At 60.6% G+C, this 16,308-nt stretch carries 17 protein-coding genes; 13 read left to right on the forward strand and 4 right to left on the reverse strand.

All coding sequences use genetic code 11. The annotated features are described in order from the left end of the window. The first annotated feature begins 1 nt into the window (after position 1). From FMA36_RS11280 to FMA36_RS11335, 12 genes are all read left to right on the forward strand, one after another. Positions 2–562, forward strand: coding sequence for a nuclear transport factor 2 family protein (locus tag FMA36_RS11280; RefSeq protein WP_159262368.1), 561 nt, complete (start codon positions 2–4; stop codon positions 560–562). A 195-nt stretch (positions 563–757) separates the two neighbouring features. Further along, the gene (locus tag FMA36_RS11285) at positions 758–1,888 is read left to right on the forward strand and encodes an acyl-CoA dehydrogenase family protein (protein WP_159262369.1); all 1,131 of its coding nucleotides are present in this window, start codon (positions 758–760) and stop codon (positions 1,886–1,888) included. Positions 1,889–1,925: 37 nt separating this feature from the next. Beyond that, entirely contained in the window at positions 1,926–2,285 is a 360-nt protein-coding gene (locus FMA36_RS11290) for a hypothetical protein (protein ID WP_159262370.1), read from the forward strand. 42 nt (positions 2,286–2,327) lie between these two features. Then, entirely contained in the window at positions 2,328–3,605 is a 1,278-nt protein-coding gene (locus FMA36_RS11295) for an aromatic ring-hydroxylating oxygenase subunit alpha (protein WP_159262371.1), read from the forward strand. Beyond that, positions 3,602–4,084 carry an aromatic-ring-hydroxylating dioxygenase subunit beta gene (locus tag FMA36_RS11300; RefSeq protein WP_159262372.1) on the forward strand — a complete coding sequence of 161 codons (483 nt, stop codon included), beginning with the start codon at positions 3,602–3,604 and terminating at the stop codon, positions 4,082–4,084. The genes FMA36_RS11295 and FMA36_RS11300 overlap by 4 nt, the downstream gene beginning before the upstream one ends. 15 nt (positions 4,085–4,099) lie before the next feature. Further along, a complete protein-coding gene (locus FMA36_RS11305) occupies positions 4,100–4,837 on the forward strand; it encodes an SDR family NAD(P)-dependent oxidoreductase (RefSeq protein ID WP_159263882.1) in 738 nt (245 codons plus the stop codon). Next, on the forward strand, positions 4,834–5,799 hold the full coding sequence (locus FMA36_RS11310) for a PDR/VanB family oxidoreductase (protein ID WP_159262373.1): 966 nt from the start codon (positions 4,834–4,836) through the stop codon (positions 5,797–5,799). Before FMA36_RS11305 ends, FMA36_RS11310 begins: the two co-directional genes overlap by 4 nt. Positions 5,800–5,802: 3 nt before the next feature. Continuing rightward, on the forward strand, positions 5,803–6,801 hold the full coding sequence (locus FMA36_RS11315; RefSeq protein ID WP_159262374.1) for a ketopantoate reductase family protein: 999 nt from the start codon (positions 5,803–5,805) through the stop codon (positions 6,799–6,801). A gap of 22 nt (positions 6,802–6,823) precedes the next feature. Beyond that, on the forward strand, positions 6,824–7,585 hold the full coding sequence (locus FMA36_RS11320; RefSeq protein ID WP_167518026.1) for a class II aldolase/adducin family protein: 762 nt from the start codon (positions 6,824–6,826) through the stop codon (positions 7,583–7,585). Next, positions 7,582–8,103 carry a flavin reductase family protein gene (locus tag FMA36_RS11325; protein WP_240906339.1) on the forward strand — a complete coding sequence of 174 codons (522 nt, stop codon included), beginning with the start codon at positions 7,582–7,584 and terminating at the stop codon, positions 8,101–8,103. The genes FMA36_RS11320 and FMA36_RS11325 overlap by 4 nt, the downstream gene beginning before the upstream one ends. A gap of 36 nt (positions 8,104–8,139) precedes the next feature. Then, positions 8,140–9,285: an alpha-hydroxy acid oxidase gene (locus FMA36_RS11330; RefSeq protein ID WP_159262375.1), complete on the forward strand. Its 1,146-nt coding sequence runs from the start codon at positions 8,140–8,142 to the stop codon at positions 9,283–9,285. Between the two features lie 18 nt (positions 9,286–9,303). Next, on the forward strand, positions 9,304–9,915 hold the full coding sequence (locus tag FMA36_RS11335) for an NIPSNAP family protein (RefSeq protein ID WP_159262376.1): 612 nt from the start codon (positions 9,304–9,306) through the stop codon (positions 9,913–9,915). A gap of 18 nt (positions 9,916–9,933) precedes the next feature. On the opposite strand, the gene FMA36_RS11340 is transcribed toward FMA36_RS11335, so the two are convergent. The 3 genes from FMA36_RS11340 to FMA36_RS11350 are packed head-to-tail and all read right to left on the reverse strand — an operon-like array spanning position 9,934 to position 13,276. After that, positions 9,934–11,184: an MFS transporter gene (locus tag FMA36_RS11340; RefSeq protein WP_159262377.1), complete on the reverse strand. Its 1,251-nt coding sequence runs from the start codon at positions 11,182–11,184 to the stop codon at positions 9,934–9,936. Further along, complete coding sequence (locus tag FMA36_RS11345; RefSeq protein WP_159262378.1) at positions 11,181–12,161, reverse strand: 3-hydroxyacyl-CoA dehydrogenase NAD-binding domain-containing protein; 981 nt, start codon at positions 12,159–12,161, stop codon at positions 11,181–11,183. The genes FMA36_RS11340 and FMA36_RS11345 overlap by 4 nt, the downstream gene beginning before the upstream one ends. 8 nt (positions 12,162–12,169) lie before the next feature. After that, positions 12,170–13,276: an NAD/NADP-dependent octopine/nopaline dehydrogenase family protein gene (locus FMA36_RS11350; protein WP_159262379.1), complete on the reverse strand. Its 1,107-nt coding sequence runs from the start codon at positions 13,274–13,276 to the stop codon at positions 12,170–12,172. Between the two features lie 178 nt (positions 13,277–13,454). Here FMA36_RS11350 and FMA36_RS11355 point away from each other — a divergent pair, with 178 nt between their 5' ends. Further along, positions 13,455–14,756, forward strand: coding sequence for a spinster family MFS transporter (locus FMA36_RS11355; RefSeq protein ID WP_159262380.1), 1,302 nt, complete (start codon positions 13,455–13,457; stop codon positions 14,754–14,756). A gap of 207 nt (positions 14,757–14,963) precedes the next feature. Here FMA36_RS11355 and FMA36_RS11360 read toward each other — a convergent pair whose 3' ends face one another. Next, positions 14,964–16,223, reverse strand: a complete 1,260-nt coding sequence (locus FMA36_RS11360) for an MFS transporter (protein ID WP_159262381.1) — start codon at positions 16,221–16,223, stop codon at positions 14,964–14,966. Positions 16,224–16,308: the final 85 nt, after the last annotated feature.

The raw sequence follows: 16,308 nt of genomic DNA on the forward strand, positions 1-16,308 counted from the left end.
AATGTCACAGACACTATCCGACACCCGACTGCAGGCACTCATGGCTGATGTCGCGGCACTGCGCGCGGAATCCGATATCCGCCGCCTCATTTCCCGCTACGCCTTTCTGTGTGACACTCCGCTGCCCGATCCCACGCTGCCCGATGACGACGCGCGCGTGGAAGCCATTGTCGATCTGTATGCGCCTGATGCCGTATGGGAAGGGGTGGGCGAGTATTATGACAACCAGTTCGGCCAGGTGCAGGGGCATGACGGGATCCGGGCGCATTTCCGCAAATTCTGGGCGCGGCGCAATCCTTCCCTGGTGCTGAACTGCCATTACATGACATCGGAACAGATTCATGTGCATGGGGATGAGGCGGATGGGCAGTGGGTTCATTTCCAGCCATGGATATTCAGCGATGGCACCTCCGTTCTGCGCTCCAGCCGGCTGAACAACAGGTTCCGCATGGTGGATGGCGTATGGAAAATTGCCCGCTACCGCACCGAGAATGTTTTTATCGCCCCGCTGCCACAGGGGTGGGCTGAATCGTTTCCATCCCGGTCCGATCTTATGAAATAGCTGTCAGGACCGCTTTGGTTTCAGGGAGATGTTTTGCAAGCAAAATCACTTGAAATATCCATAAATCCCGTCTAGGCTCACTTCCAGTATTCCTAAGCTTTCCCAGCGGTTCCCTCCATCCATCTGGATGGGAGATCGCGGCCAAAGGCGAAAAATCGGGTGAGATCATTGGTAATGAATTGTCAGCAAAACATCATGCCCGAGATCTGGGCAAACCGGCAGTTTTCCCATCTGCTGGAAACCGTTCGGCATAAAGCACTGGAATTCCGCGCTCAACGCCGTATTTCGGCTGATGTTGTCGAGCTGTTTCGCAAGGTCGGGGTCTACCGGGCGCTGGTGCCTGCCTGTTTTGGGGGGATGGAGGCATCTCCGGCCGAGTTTCTTGAAATGGTCGAGGCCATTGCCACGGCCGATGGCTCCGCTGGCTGGGTTGCAAGCTTTGGCGTGTCCGCCACCTATCTCGCGGCGCTCCCGCTCGATACGTTGAAGGAACTGTACGGCAATGGCCCGGATGTCGTGTTTGCCGGCGCCATTTTTCCGCCCCAGCCTGCCACGGTCAGCGGGGATGGCATTATTGTCAACGGGCGCTGGCGCTATGCCAGTGGCTGCACCGGCGCCTCGCTGATCGGGGTTGGCGTGTCCGTGGCGGGTGAGGTCGGCAAGCTGCCGCGCATGGCGGTCATGCCCGCGGACAAGGTCACGATTGAAGAGACATGGGACACGATCGGCCTTGCGGGCACCGGCAGCCACGATGTGGTGGTGCGCGATGTGTATGTGCCGAAAGAGTGGACCTTCATCCGTGGGGGCGCGCCTTCGGTGCACCTGCCGGTGTATGATTATCCCTCGCTCTCGCTTGCGGCGCAGGTGCTTGCGGTCGTGGGGCTGGGCTGCGCGCGGCGTGCGCTCGATGAACTGACGCGTTTTGCCATGGGCAGCACGTCCATCACCGGTGCCCCCGTTCTGGCGGACCGGAGCTATGTGCAGTCCGCCGTGGCCCGGTGCGAGGCGGAACTGACCGCCGTGCGGCATTTCTTTTATGACGAGACGCGCAGCGCCTGGCAGGACGTGCTGGCCGGGCGCGCAGTATCGGAAGAGACATCAAACCGCCTGCGCCTTGCCGCCACCAGTATTGCGCAGGTCAGTGCGCGGGTTGCGCATGAATGCTACGCCATGGGCGGTATTGTCGCAACGGAGCGTGACAACATCCTTGCGCGCTGCATGCTGGACTCGCTGGTTGTTGCGCAGCATGCGTTCCTTGCGCGCGGCAATTACGAGGCTGCGGGGCGTATCCTGCTCGGGCGCGGTGGCCGGCCGGGCTACCCCTGAACCGTTACTTTTAAAAAACATGATAGGGAGTTGAAACATGTCAACTGAAAACACAAAACCACTGCGCGTCCTGTTCTGCGTCGGGGTCACGCAGACCTTCTTTGACCTGCCTGGCGACCAGATCGGCATGGTGTGGGAAGCAACCGGCGAGATGCTCAAGGGCATTGCGGGCCTTGAAGGCGTCAAGGTGCTGGGCACCATGGATGATGACCAGATCATGGTTGGCACTTCCGCCGCGTTTCCGTGGACATGCTACATCCTGGCCGATGTGCCCGATATCGCGACCGTCACCGCCGCGTGCAACCTGTTCCGCGTGACCCCCGTGGGGGCGCATCGCCTGTGGCGCTACATGCGGGTCGAGGCGCGGGTCGGCCGGGAACTGGTCATTCCGGAATAAAAGCCGCTTCCGCCCATTCTGCAGATATAAAGAGGCCATTCCATGAGTCTGTCATCTCCCCATCTACCCGACCCGGCAGCCCTGCTTGATGCCGATACGGCACATTCCTCGGTCTATAATGATCCTGATCTGTTCGAGATGGAAATGGACCGTATTTTCATGCATACATGGGTCTGGGTCGCCCATCGGAGCCAGTTGCCCGAACCTGGCAATTTCATCACCACCTATGTCGGCAAGCATCCTGTTATCGTCTCACGCGATCGCAAGGGGGCCGTTCATGTCATGCTCAACCGCTGCCGCCATCGTGCCGCGACCGTGTGCGAGCAGGCCAAGGGCAAGACAAATTCGTTCGTCTGCCCGTATCATGGTTGGAGCTACAGCCTTGATGGCGCGCTGCGCGGCGTGCCGCACCAGGACGGGTATGATGGCCTGCTTGACAAGGCCGGGCTGCCGCTCGTGGCCCTGCGGGTAGAGGAATATAACGGCCTTATCTTCGCAACATTCGATGAGACCATCGAACCCCTGGCGGATTTTCTTGGCGGCGCGCGCAAATGGATCGACCTGTTCATGAAGCAGGGCGGCGGCTGGCCGGTCAAGACCATGGGCGAGCACAAATTTTCCTTCCCGGGCAACTGGAAGATCCAGCTCGAAAATACGACAGATGCCTATCACTTCCCCATCGTGCATCGTTCCTTTCTTGAATCCGTCGATGAACAGACCGAGGACATGCTCAACTTTCTGGGCGGGGAAGGGTATGTGGAGGATCTGGGCAACGGCCACAGCGTGATGGTCATGATTCCCGAACTGGTGGACCTGGACGCCAATCTGGATGAACCCATTCCCGAGCGCTTCACGGAACTGGCGGAAGAACTCTCCCGCGATTATCCGCCCGAGCAGGTCCGCAAGATCGTGCGCGCGGTGGGTGGCAGCGGCTTCAATCTCAACCTCTTTCCCAATCTTGCCTGTTCCATGGCTTTTTTCCGTGTGTTGCGGCCTGTCGCGGTGGAAGAAACTGAAATCCGCCATATCGCCATTGGCATGGATGGTGGCCCGGTATGCGCCAACGAGGCCAGGCTACGCCTGCACGAGCACTTTCAGGGCCCCATGGGTTTTGGTTCGCCCGATGATGCAGAAGCCTGGGAGCGGGTGCAGAAGGGCGCGCGCGGCGGCGAGGATGTCAGGATCCTGCTCAATCGCGGTATCGGCCATGAAAAGAAGCGTGAGGACGGTAACCTGTACAGTGATGTCAGCGCAGAAACCGGCATGCGCGCCGCCTACCGCATGTGGCTGCACATGATGACGCAGGGAGATGCGGCATGAGCGACCTGATTACACTGGCCGATGCCGTGGCCCTCGCCACGCTCGAGGCGGACCTGCTGGACGCGGCACAGTTTACACAGTGGCTGAATCTTTATACGCCCGAAGGGCTGTACATCATTCCTATCGATCCGGATGCGACCGATTACCGCGAAGTTCTGAACTATGCTTATGACAACGCGGAAATGCGCGAAAAGCGGGTCGAGCGGCTGTGCAGCGGGCATTCCATCTCGGCTGCCCCGCCCGCGCGCACGGTGCGCATGCAGGGCCGCTTCCGCCTGATCGAGGCGACAGCCACCACCGCCACGCTGCGCTGCGCCCAGTTTCTTGTCGAGCACCGGCATGAGCGCGAGCGGATGTACGCAGCCAATGTCATCTTTGATGTCGCGCGTGGGGCGGATGGCACGCTGCGCATTGCCCGCAAGGTCGTGACACTGATCAACTCCACCGACGCACTCAGTGCGATCAGCTACATACTGTAAGGGAAGGCGATCTTGATGCGGATCGGTATTGTAACGGGTGGTGCTGCCGGACTGGGGGCGGATATCGCCATCGCCCTTCATGCCGCCGGCATGAAAGTGGTTATTGCCGATATTGATGCCGAGGCCGCGGCCCGCACGGCGCAGAAGCTGGACCCATCGGGCAACACGGCCTGGGGGCTGGGGATGGATGTCGGCTGCGAGAAAGCCGTGCAGGCGGCGGTGGATACCATCGTCGCGGCATGGGGGGCGCCCTGGCTTCTGGTCAATAACGCCTCCATCATGCAGGCCTGCCCGGTGCTGGATATTGCGCTTGATTCATTCGATGCGGTGATGCGGGTCAACCTGCGGGGCACGTTCATCACATCGCAGATCATCGGTCGCATCATGCGCGCGCAGGGCGCGGGGCGTATTGTCAATATCGCCTCGCTGGCGGGCCAGAATGGCGGCACGGCCACGGGGGCGCATTACGCGGCCTCCAAGGGGGGGGTGTTGACCCTGACCAAGGTATTCGCGCGCGATCTAGCCCCCCATGGGGTGATGGTCAACGCCATTTCTCCCGGGCCGCTGGAACTGCCTTCGGTTGAAAATACGGTCGGGGCGGAAAAGGCGCAGGCCATCCGTTCCGCCCTGCCCGGTGGGCGACTGGGTGATCCGGGCTATATTGCTGCCATGGTGATCATGCTCGCGCGTGAGGACGCCGCCGCCATGACCGGGGCCACGGTTGATATCAACAGCGGATTGTACATGCGATGACGACCCTTTCCGTACGGGTGCGCAACCCGGTGTGGCACGGCGGTATCGTGCTGTTCTCGCTTGAGGCGGCGAACGGCCAGGCCCTTCCCCCCTTCCAGGCGGGCGCGCATATCGATGTGCATCTGCCCAATGGCATGATGCGGCAGTATTCGCTCTGTGGCGACCCGGCCGATACTGCCAGCTACAGGCTTGGCGTCCTGCTTGATCCGGCGTCACGCGGCGGTTCCATTGCCCTGCATGAGGCGGTCAGGGAAGGGGAACTCCTGCAGATCGGCGTGCCGCGCAATCTCTTCCCGCTTGAACCGGGTGCGCAGCATGCCGTGCTGATCGGTGGCGGCATCGGCATTACCCCCATGGTCGCCATGGCGTATGAACTGCATGACCGGGGAGAGACATTCGAACTGCATTATGTCGTCCGCGCCGGTAACGATGCCGCTTTCCGCGCCCTGCTTGATGCCACGCCCTTCGCCGGGGCCGTGCGGTACCACGTGCGCGACCCGGAGGGCACGACCCCGCGCTTTGACCCGCAGGCGACCATCCGGCAGGCCAGGGCACGTGCTGCGCAGCCCTGCCAGGTCTATACCTGCGGGCCGGTGGCGCTGATGCAGGCGGTGGAAAGGGCGGTGGCGGAAGCCGGGCTGGCGCCGTCATGCTTCCATCAGGAAAAATTCTCGGGGGACCCCGTAACCGGCGGTGATACGTTCGAGATCATGGCAGCCCGTGCAGGCGTGCGCACCACGGTGGGCGCGGATGAAACCATTGTCGCGGCCCTGGCGCGTGCGGGGGTGAAGATCAAGACCTCATGCGAGAATGGCGTGTGCGGCACCTGCCTTGCCGATGTCCTTGAAGGCGTGCCCGAACACCGTGATGAATACCTGACCGAGGAAGAACGCGCGGAAAACGACCAGATCGTGCTCTGCTGTTCGCGTTCACGTTCCCCGTTGCTTGTGGTGGACGTGTAGGGAATGGACATCAACGAACCCAGGATCTGTGTTGCCGGTATCGGGGCCATTGGCGGGCTGCTTGCCGGCCTGCTCGGCCAGCGCTACCGCCGGCTGTCGGTGGTGGCGCGCGGCGCAACGCTGGACACCATCCGTAATCAGGGCCTGTGCCTTGATATGGAAGGTACACCCCACGTTGTCCATCCAGCCCATGCGGATGTAACGGCACCCGATGAGATACAGGATATCATCATCCTGTGCGGAAAATCCTATCATCTGCCCGGGCTGGCGCGCGCGGTGGCGGGGGCCGTGGGGCCGGATACGGTCATCATTCCCGTCGTCAATGGCATACCCTGGTGGTTTGCCACCCCCGGCATGCCTGACGCGGCAAAAGCGCTTGCTCACCTGCTTGACCCCGCCGGCACGCTGGGAGCCACGTTTGCACGGCGCAACATCATGGGCTGCGTGGCCTATGCCTTTGCCGCGCAGGCGGCAACCGGCAAAATCGTATCGCACAAAAAGCCGTTGCTGATGCTGGGCGATATTACGCCCGACCCGGCGGGGGACCTGAAGCAGGTCACCACAATCTTGCAGGCGGCAGGCATTGGCGTGCAGGCATGCCCCGATATCCGCGCCGCATTATGGACCAAGCTTGCGGCAAACCTCGCCACCAACCCGGTTTCCGTCCTGTGCCCGGCAACGCTGGCGCAACTCGGACACGATGCCCACAGCGCCAGCGTCATCGAGGCGATTGTACACGAAACGCTGGCCATAGGCCGGGCCTATGGTGTTACGGCCGACATGAGTGCTGTCGATATCATGGCCCTGATCCGCAAGGGGCCAGCGCATCGTACCTCCATGCTGCAGGACTTTCTGGCCGGGCGCATGCTGGAACTTGATGCGATAGGCATCGCGCCACTGCTGCTTGCCAGCCATGCCAATCTTCCCGCTCCCGTTATCCACGCGATAGTCAATCTGACACGTTTCCGGGCCTCTACCATGCAGGCAGATGGTCCCGGCTAACATTATTCAGGAAATTACCGTTATGTCCGTGAATGATATTGAAGAAATCCGTAAACTGCGCATCCAGTTGGCTGAATGCTATCATCTGGTTGACTACTTTGGCTGGACCGAGGGGATCTTCAACCATATTTCCGTTCGCCTGCCTGGTGCGCAGCGGCGTTATCTCGTCAATGCCTTTGGCCTCAATTATGATGAAGTCACGCCGGATAACCTGATCGAAGTCGATTCAGGTGGCAAGCTGATCGGCGACCCGCCAGAAAAACCCAATCCCGCCGGTTTTGCCCTGCATGGTTCCATCCATACGGCACGCGATGATATTCATTGCGTCATTCACACGCACACGACACCCATCTGTGCGGTGGCGATGAAGCAGGGCGGTTTCAGTTACGATAATTTTTACGGGGCGCAGTTGTTTGGCCGTGTGGCCTACCATGATTTTGAAGGCATTACCCTGTACGATTCCGAACGCCCCAGCATGCTGCAAAGCCTGGGGGACAGGCATGTGCTTGTGCTGCGCAACCATGGCATCGCGGTTGGTGAACTCGATATTCCGCGCACGTTCTTCCTGCTCTGGATCGTGCAGCGCGCGGCCGAAATCCAGTGCCAGACCGGCATGATTCCGGGGCCCGACACCATCCTGTCCGATGAGGTCAGGCTGTCATGCTCGCGTGATGCCGCAGGGCTTATCGCCAATTCGGGTGCGGCCTTGCGGTTCTTCAACGCCGCCACACGCAAGATGCGCCGTGAACGGGGTCCGTTGTGGGAAGGAGACACGCAGCCATGAAGGAAACCATATCCATCCCCACAGGGGGGGTAGAGGCCATGGCGCCCCCGGACCGCGAGCGTTTCCGTTTTGCCATGGGGCATTTTGCTTCCGGTGTTGCGGTCGTAACCTCCAGTGATGCGGATATTAATCATGGCGCGACCATCAGTGCCGTATCCTCCGTGTCACTCGATCCGCCCCAGTTACTGGTCTGCCTCAACACCCGGAGCGCGACATGCAAGGCGATTACGGAAACCGGATATTTCGTTTTGCATATCCTCTCGGCGGAACAGGAGGCGCTGGCATTCCATTTTGCAGCACCCGCGGGCGACAAATTCAGCGATGAGGTCGGCAGGCGGGATGAGGCGGGACATTTCTTCCTGCATGAAGCATTGGTACACATGCGGTGCCGCGTCAGTGAAACACTGACAGGCGGCACGCACAGGGTCTTTATTGCCCATGTCGAGACGCTGGAAGTGGAAGACGGAGATCCTCTGGTCTATTTCCGGGGCAAGTTCGGCAAATTCAATCCGGGCTAGAGGCTGGCATTACCCTGGCTGACATGAGGTTCATGAATGATGTTGATAAGTATTGATGACGTCCGAATTCATGCCAGGCGCAACCTGCCCGCGTGGTTTTTTGATTATGTAGAAGGGGGGGCCTATTCCGAGACCACCCTGCGCCGCAACCGGGCCGGATTTGATAGATACGCTTTTTTGCCCCGGGTGCTGCAAAGTGCATCCCGGCCCGACCTGTCGGTTCAGATCATGGGCATGAAATGGGCCATGCCGGTCATGCCCGGGCCGGTGGGTTTTTGCGGCCTGGTTCATGCCGGGGGCGAGGTGTTGACGGCGCGTGTCGCGAGCGCATGCGGGGTGCCCATGGGGCTTTCCACCTTTTCCATCGCGCCGATGGAGGATGTGGCACGGGCGACCGATCCGGCCCGGATCATGCTCCAGCTTTATGTATTGAAGAACCGTGACATCATGCGTGACCTGCTTGTCCGCGCCCGTGCCTGCGGCATCGGCACGCTGGTGCTGACGGTTGACACCACCGTAACCCCCATGCGCGAGCGCGATGCCCGCAACGGCTTCAGGGGGGCAGGGGGGCTGTCCCTGCGGCAACTGGTGCAGATGGCGGGCAAACCACGCTGGTTTGCCCGGATCATGCGCCATGGCCAGCCACAGATAGGCAATATTATCCGCTACAACATGGGGCGGACCCTGTTCGAGCAGGCCGCCAATATCGGCCGGGAAATGGACCCCGACCTGAGCTGGACCGATCTTGCCTGGCTGCGCGACAACTGGCAGGGCAAGCTGGTTGTAAAAGGCATCCTGCACCCTGATGATGCCGTGCAATGCGCACAGGCCGGGGTGGATGGCATTGTGGTGTCCAACCATGGGGGCCGCCAGATGGATGGCGCCCTGTCCACCATCGAGGCATTGCCCGCCATCGCGGCGGCCGTGCGTGCGCGCATGACCATCCTGCTGGATGGGGGAGTGCGTTATGGCACGGATGTGGTCAAGGCGCTCGCACTTGGCGCGCATGGTGTCATGATTGGCCGCCCGTATGTGTACGGCCTTGCCGCCAATGGTGAGCAGGGCGTGGTGGATGTGCTGGATTACTTTGCCGATGGTATCCGCTCATCGCTGACATTGCTTGGTATTTCCACCGTCAATGCCCTCCATGATCAATCCGCGCGGTACATGATCCAGTCCTGAAAAATAAGGATAAGCAGCATGCTGTATGAACTGGTAACGCTTTCGGTCCTGCCTGCGCGGCGCCTGTCGGTTCTGGACCAGCTCGAACGCGCGCACCACAGCGGCGCACACGGTTTTCTGGGCTGCTGGACCAGCGAGATTGGCCAGCTGAACCGTATTGTCATCCTGCGTGCCTTTGCCGATGCCGCTACATGGCTGGCAGCGCGGCAGTCCCGGATTGCGGCCACGACCCCTCTGGGCGTGAATGCGGATGACCTGCATGCGGTCTCCTGCACAACGGGCCTTGGCTTTCCGTTCCTGCCCGTGGTCACACCGGGGGCGTATGGTCGGGTGTATGAACTGCGCAGCTACCGCATCCGGCCGGGGAGCATGGCCGCCATGGTCAAGGGGTTTGAACAGGCCCTGCCGGCACGGCTCAGGGTCTCGCCCCTTCTTCTGGCCATGCATGAACTCGATGGGGAAGGGCGGTTCATTCATATATGGCCGTATGCCTCGCTTGAAGAACGCGGGCGCATCCGTGCGCAGGTGGTGCGCGATGGCATATGGCCCCCAAAAAGCAACGCAGCCGCCCTGACATACGACATGCGCAATGAAATCCTGCTGCCTGCTGTCTTTTCTCCCCTGCAATAGCTCCCGGGATGCTTCTCCTTACGCTTGTGGTGCCGGTTTCATGAAGATCATGGTCACAAGCGTGAGGAGGGACAGAAAGGTCATGTAAATAAAAACACTCCACACCGAGTGGTAATGCGCATAAAGCGCTGTGGCGAGCATGGGCGACAGGCCGCCCGCCACGATGGCGCCAAGTTCATGCGCCAGCGCAACACCCGTATAGCGGATCGGGGCAGGAAACAGGCCGGACAGCAGGGCTGGCTGGACTGCAATCATCGGAGCATGTGCCAGCGGAAAGGCCAGCACGAAGGCGAGAAGGACTTTTGCTTCCGCACGCGATGCGATCAGTTCAAAAAACAGCCATGACACCGGTATGAAAGCCATGATGCCCACAAGATAGACCTGCCGCTGCCCGATCCGGTCTGACAGATACCCGAACAGGGGCATGGCGATTGCATCCGCAATCAGCCCCAGCGATACGCCAAGCAGCAGCCAACCCACGGGTACATGAATTGACCGGCCATAAACCAGCGAGAATGTGGTTAGAATATAGATTCCGCCATTTTCCGCCAGGCGCAGGCCAATACCGCACAAGACGGCGCGGGGCGCATGCCGCAGCACCTCAAGGATGGGCAGCCGTGTCGCGGCATCCTGTCGCGGTGGGGCATTGTCGCGCAACCTGTGCCGCAGGCCCAGGCCGAGCACGATGAAGGGAATTGTGAGCACAAAGGGAACGCGCCAGCCATAGCCGGTCAGGGCATCCGGATCGAGATACTGCGCGAGCAGCAGCGTGGCATTGCCCATGACCATGCCAATGGCCACGCCAGACTGGCTCAGGGCCGTTGTGCGGCCCAGATTGCCAGGGCGTGCATGCGCGCCGAGCATCAGCACGCCACCGGCCCATTCGCCGCCCACGGCCACGCCCTGCACCACGCGCAAAGTCATGAGCAGCAGGGGAGCAAGAAGCCCGATACGGCTGTAACCGGGCAGGAACCCGATTGCTGCGGTGGCAACCCCCATGATGGCGAATGTCCACATCATGGCGGTAAAGCGCCCGAACCGGTCTCCTATGTGGCCAAACAGGATGCCACCCACTGGCCGGGCCAGAAAACCCAGAAAGAAGACAACAAAAACCTCAATCTGCCCAAGAAGGGGGTTGCGCTGTGATGGAAAGAAGATCTGGTTGAACACGAGCGATGAAGCCGTGGCGTAAAGGGCAAAATCATACCATTCCAGCACATTGCCCAGTAAGGCGCTCAGCAGGGCCAGCCGCGCGGTGGGTGTGGTCATGGCATGTCTTTCAGGCGGGCTGCCAGCCTGCGCAGCACAGCCTCGCGCCAGGCCTGCGTATCGCGACCGGTGTGGTTATAAAACCCCGTTCCATCACGCAGGCCACGACGGTGGTGGGCCATGTTCTCTTTTATGATGGGAGGTGCTGCGAATTTGGGGTCGTGCAGGGCATGCTCCAGATAGGCGGATGCATGAAACAGAATATCGCAGCCGCCCCAGTCAATAAATTCAAGTAATCCGATTTCGGCAAAACGAAAGCCGAAGCCATAATGCACCGCGCGATCAATATCTGCGGCACTGGCCACGCCTTCCTCCACCATGCGCGCGGCTTCGTTCATGACCAAGGCCTGCAGGCGGGGCACGATAAAGCCGGGGCTGGGGCGGCAGGTCACAGTCTGTTTGCCAACGTTGCGCAGGTGGCTGGCCAGGGTGGCGGTTACGGCAGGATCGGTCCGGGTGCCGGGCGAAAGTTCGACAAGAGGGATGATGTAAGCCGGATTGAGCCAGTGGGCGTTGATGAAGCGTTCAGGGTTCACCACGGCGGCCGACAGGTCATCGACCATGATGGTGGAGGTCGTTGACGCAATAATGGACGCCCCATCACACCGCCGGGAAATGGCCCGGAGGGTTTCGTGCTTGATGGCTATCTCTTCCGGCACGCATTCATAGACAAGATCCTGTGCGGTAAAGGTCAGGGCCGGGTCGGATAACGGGCGGATCGTCACCAGATCCGCCAGTGCAGGGCTTTCGGCCCGCAGGCCGATGCGCGCGATCAGGTCCCATCCTTCCTGCAGTTCCTGCCATGCCGTGGCTTGGCGGCTGGCAAAGGCTGCGGGCGTGCGCTCGCGGCAGTCCAGCAGCACGACCGGCGTGCCACGACAGGCATAGTGCAGGGCAATGCCCTGCGCCATGCGCCCCACGCCAAGGCACAGGACACGGTGCACGCCGGGCTGCGGGCAGGCGGTGATATCCGTCATGCGGGCACCTATGCAAAACCCCGTTGCAGTTTTTCCAGCAGGCCATCGCGGTCAAGGCCGCCCAGCCCCACATCATGCAGCGTGCGGCCATGGGTGCGGAAATCCATGCCGCATATGGCTGAACCAATGGACAGGAACGCATCGACAAGGGGAACGGATGTGTGGGTAACACCGGCAACGGACCACAGCAGCGAAAGCCCCAGCCGTGTATCCTCCATCATGTAGCGATGATGCAGCAGGTCTATCTTTTCGCGCCAGTCGCCCGAATCAGTCAGGCCATCATGCGCCTTGCGGCCGTACATCCATTCATCATCGGAGAGGTCGTAATGGTCCCGCAGCGGAAAGTGCGGGCCTGCATATCCCATGGCCGCGCGCAGGGCGATGCGTTCGTGATCGAGCGCATCGGTTACACGGCGTATGGCGGGCTGCGTGCCTTCGGCATGAATGTCCCATGCCGGAAAATGTTCGAGCGGGCCTGCATTCATGATGATAAGGGGCGGATGGATGATGGGGCCTGCATTCATCAGGGCGCCGGACAGCGCATCGCCACAGTCCTCGATCACACCGGGAAAAACGTGGCCGAGCCGTTCAAGCGCCCAGGACGCCGCCACGCGGGGGAAGACGCCGGTTGGCAGGCGGGTCGCCCGCCCCGATATCGTGACGCCATACGGGCTGTATTTGCGGGCAAGCCAGGGTAGGGTTCCGGTCTCGGCAAAGGCGGTTCGGGCCGGATTGCCTGCCATATGCTGGTAATGCGCAAATAAAACCGAGCCCAGCGTGCCGGGCGGCAGGTAGACGACCTGCCCATCGGTCAGGTGAGGGGCGAGGGTGCGGCCTATTGTCTCCTGTGCAAAGGCGGGTGCGACCACCAGTATGACCGCAGCACCACGTATGGCTTCGGCCATGTCGCCTGTAATGACATCAATCTTTACTTCATGCTGGCCGGATGCATCACGCATGCCCATCATGTTGCCATGGGCATTATGGGCGGAAACCTGTTCCGCATTATGGCGCCACAGGCGGATGCGGTGCCCCTGGCGCGCAAGGTCGGCGGCAGCCGCGAAGCCTCCGTTCCCGCCCCCCAGAACAGCGATATCAAGATGATCGTTACTCATGAGAACAGGGTCTTTCCCTTTTTGGAATATTCAGGATCGTTTCATAAAAAATACGGTATCGCAACATTTAATGGTGTATTTTTCCATAAATAATTCACATATTGCAGGCATGCGGGTCTGCGGGTCCGCAATGGAGGTCCTCCATGTGCTCACAAACCATTACAGGGTAGAAATGTTCATGGCATCGGGTTCGCGCTGGGGTATCGTCCTGCTCTTCATGGCCGCTTATGTCCTTTCCTTCATCGACCGGCAGATCCTTGCCCTGCTGATCGGGCCGATCCGCGCCGATCTGGGGATTACCGATACACAGTTCGGCCTGCTGAGCGGGCTGGCTTTTTCCATTTTCTATGCCGTGCTGGGGCTGCCTATCGCGGGGTTGAGCGACCGGTACGCGCGGCCTGTCATTATTGCTGCTGGCATACTGGTCTGGAGCATCGCAACGCTGGGCTGTGCGTTCGTGCATTCCTTCGCCATGCTGTTCGTATTCCGCATCATGGTGGGGGCAGGTGAGGCAACGCTGGCGCCCGCAGTTTATTCCTATATAGCCGACATCATTCCACGCCCGAAGCTGGGCTGGGCCATGTCGGTCTTTTCCCTCGGGTCGTTTATCGGCTCCGGGCTTGCCTTCATGCTCGGCGGTTCCATCCTTTCGCTTACCGTGGGGCAGCCCGACCTGAATGTGTTCGGGGCGGTGATCCACCCGTGGCAGCTCTGCTTCGCCATAGTCGGGCTACCGGGAATTGTGTTGAGTGCGATTATTTTCCTGTGGGTCAGGGAACCGGTACAGGCAGGCGGCCGCGCACTGACGCGCAAGGGCGCCAGCATGAGCGTGGCCATGCAGTATCTGTGGCAGAACCGCGCACTCTTCGTGCCCCATATCCTGGGTTATACCTTTATTGCCATGACACTGTTTTCATTGCTGGGCTGGATGCCTGCGGTCCTGATGCGCGTGCATGGCATGTCACCGCGTATTGTCGGGTTCGCGTTTGGCGGCATTGCCATGGTCTGCGGTGTGTCGGGTGTCCTGACCAGTGGCAGGCTGGTTGATACGCTCACGCAACGCGGCCATAAGGGCGCACCCATGATAACGGGCGCAATCGGCGCGCTTGGCGTTGTGCTGCCTATGGCAATCATCGGTTTCGCGCAGGCAACGCCCGTTATTCTAATCTGCCTGGCTGTGGCCTTTTACTTCGCGTCCTTTCCCATGCCGCCTTCCACTTTCGTGCAGCAGGTGGCCGTTCCGCAAGAAATGCGGGCCCGCCTTTCGGCTGTTCTGCTGTTTTTCAATGCAATGGGGGGACTGGCAGGGGGCGCCTTCCTGATCGGTTTTTTAAACGATCATGTGTTCCACTCACCCATGGCGGTCGGCACGTCGCTCTGTCTTGTGGCGATAGGCTCCAGTAGCCTCGGCGCGCTTCTGCTTCTTGCCAGCAGGAAACCTTTCGAGAGGCTCATGGCTCAAAGCCGCCACCGGACCTGAGGCGAAATATGTGGCGTAGGGTCATGTCCCTGCAACGGTCTTTGTAGTGCTTCCCTTTCCGCGCGACCTGACACGATCACCGCTGCGGCAGCGTATCCGGTCGGGCAGTTCCCGCCGGTCGGCGCCGGAGCCGGTTGCGGGCGTGTTCATGTCCCGCAACCAGAACGATATGTTGATGCCTTCATCGCCAGAAATGGAAAAGGATTATTAGGCCTGCACGCTGTCTTTCGTGCGGGACAGGCGTTGCGCTACCCCAAACAGGCCGCCTGCAACAAGGGCCGCCACCGTCGCAACGCTGCCCAGCGCCGCAATCGGCGGCAGGCGGAGCGGCGCATCCAGCGCAAGCGGCACGAGCAGGGGGCCAAGACCCGCGCCAACCAGCACGTTCAGGAAAAAACTGAACGATGTCATAAATCCCCGCCGCTGCGGCGTGCCCAGATACAGGATCAGGTTCAGCCCCAGCGTTGAGCACATGCCAGCCAGGGCAACAATGCCCGTCATCATGCACAGCGTCAGGCCGTAACCGTACAGGTCGCCCCCCATGCCAAGACCCGCAAGGACCAGCAGCAGCACGATAACCGACCTGTAAAAAAGACCCTGCTCGCGCGTCTTCATCAGGCGGTCACTCAGTTGCCCGCCCAGGCTCACGCCCATCAGGCCGCCCACGATCAGGAACCACCCCAGCACCTTGCCAATATGGGCGGCCGATACATTGAAGGCATGCACCATGACATAAGGCGCCCATGCCCCCACCGCATTGTCGATGATGGAAATGGCGGATACCGCCAGGCAGGTCATGAACAGGGCCATGCGGGTGGAAAGAGGCTCAGGCGCATCATCGGGCCTGTCCTGTACCGTGGCCGCATGCGTGCGTAAGGGTTCACGGACAACGAACAGGGCCAGCACGCACATGGCCATGCCCAGCATGCCCAGAAACATGAAAATACGCCGCCAGGGCGCCAGATGCGGCATGAAGGGTGCAAGGAGCGCGCCCCCGGCAGGCCCCAGCAACCAGCCGCCAACAATGATGGAAACGCCACCGCCCGCCACAATGCCGGAGAAATAGAAGCCCAGCGCCCGGCCCTGCTGGTGGCGGGGGAAAATGTCGCCAATCAGGGAAAGCGCAACGGGCGCCAGGGCCGCCTCGCCCGAGGCCACGAGCATGCGCCCCGCCAGCATGAGTGGAAACTGCATGGCAAGGCCGCATACGATCGTGCCCGCACTCCATAACCCTATGGCTGCAATGAGAAAGGGCTTGCGGGGGAGGCGGTCAACCAGCCAGCCAACTGGCAGGCCCATCACGGCATAGATGACACCAAAAAACGTGCCGATCAGCAGCGCAAACTGGTAGTTGCTGATGTGCATGTCCAGTTTGACAAAATCAATGACCAGACTCAGGATTTCGCGATCGGTGTATGATAGTAGCGCGCATGTAAACAGGAAGAACAGAACGATAAGGTTACGCATAAATAAGATCCTGCTTCATGCCCGGTGTGCCAGGATCATGCTTGGAAAGCGGCATGATGGTCAAATGCGCCCGGCTTTCTGCCTG

The sequence above is a fragment of the Komagataeibacter xylinus genome (assembly GCF_009834365.1).
Classification (GTDB): Bacteria; Pseudomonadota; Alphaproteobacteria; order Acetobacterales; family Acetobacteraceae; genus Komagataeibacter; species Komagataeibacter xylinus_D.

Bases quoted from the DNA above. Each gene is read 5' to 3' on its own strand.
- FMA36_RS11290 (WP_159262370.1), top strand. From the start codon at position 1,926: ATGTCAACTGAAAACACAAAACCACTGCGCGTCCTGTTCTGCGTCGGG.
- FMA36_RS11355 (WP_159262380.1), top strand. From the start codon at position 13,455: ATGGCATCGGGTTCGCGCTGGGGTATCGTCCTGCTCTTCATGGCCGCT.
- FMA36_RS11285 (WP_159262369.1), top strand. From the start codon at position 758: ATGCCCGAGATCTGGGCAAACCGGCAGTTTTCCCATCTGCTGGAAACC.
- FMA36_RS11280 (WP_159262368.1), top strand. From the start codon at position 2: ATGTCACAGACACTATCCGACACCCGACTGCAGGCACTCATGGCTGAT.
- FMA36_RS11360 (WP_159262381.1), bottom strand. From the start codon at position 16,223: ATGCGTAACCTTATCGTTCTGTTCTTCCTGTTTACATGCGCGCTACTA.
- FMA36_RS11310 (WP_159262373.1), top strand. From the start codon at position 4,834: ATGACGACCCTTTCCGTACGGGTGCGCAACCCGGTGTGGCACGGCGGT.
- FMA36_RS11315 (WP_159262374.1), top strand. From the start codon at position 5,803: ATGGACATCAACGAACCCAGGATCTGTGTTGCCGGTATCGGGGCCATT.
- FMA36_RS11305 (WP_159263882.1), top strand. From the start codon at position 4,100: ATGCGGATCGGTATTGTAACGGGTGGTGCTGCCGGACTGGGGGCGGAT.
- FMA36_RS11350 (WP_159262379.1), bottom strand. From the start codon at position 13,276: ATGAGTAACGATCATCTTGATATCGCTGTTCTGGGGGGCGGGAACGGA.
- FMA36_RS11340 (WP_159262377.1), bottom strand. From the start codon at position 11,184: ATGACCACACCCACCGCGCGGCTGGCCCTGCTGAGCGCCTTACTGGGC.
- FMA36_RS11335 (WP_159262376.1), top strand. From the start codon at position 9,304: ATGCTGTATGAACTGGTAACGCTTTCGGTCCTGCCTGCGCGGCGCCTG.
- FMA36_RS11295 (WP_159262371.1), top strand. From the start codon at position 2,328: ATGAGTCTGTCATCTCCCCATCTACCCGACCCGGCAGCCCTGCTTGAT.
- FMA36_RS11300 (WP_159262372.1), top strand. From the start codon at position 3,602: ATGAGCGACCTGATTACACTGGCCGATGCCGTGGCCCTCGCCACGCTC.
- FMA36_RS11320 (WP_167518026.1), top strand. From the start codon at position 6,824: ATGTCCGTGAATGATATTGAAGAAATCCGTAAACTGCGCATCCAGTTG.
- FMA36_RS11325 (WP_240906339.1), top strand. From the start codon at position 7,582: ATGAAGGAAACCATATCCATCCCCACAGGGGGGGTAGAGGCCATGGCG.
- FMA36_RS11330 (WP_159262375.1), top strand. From the start codon at position 8,140: ATGATGTTGATAAGTATTGATGACGTCCGAATTCATGCCAGGCGCAAC.
- FMA36_RS11345 (WP_159262378.1), bottom strand. From the start codon at position 12,161: ATGACGGATATCACCGCCTGCCCGCAGCCCGGCGTGCACCGTGTCCTG.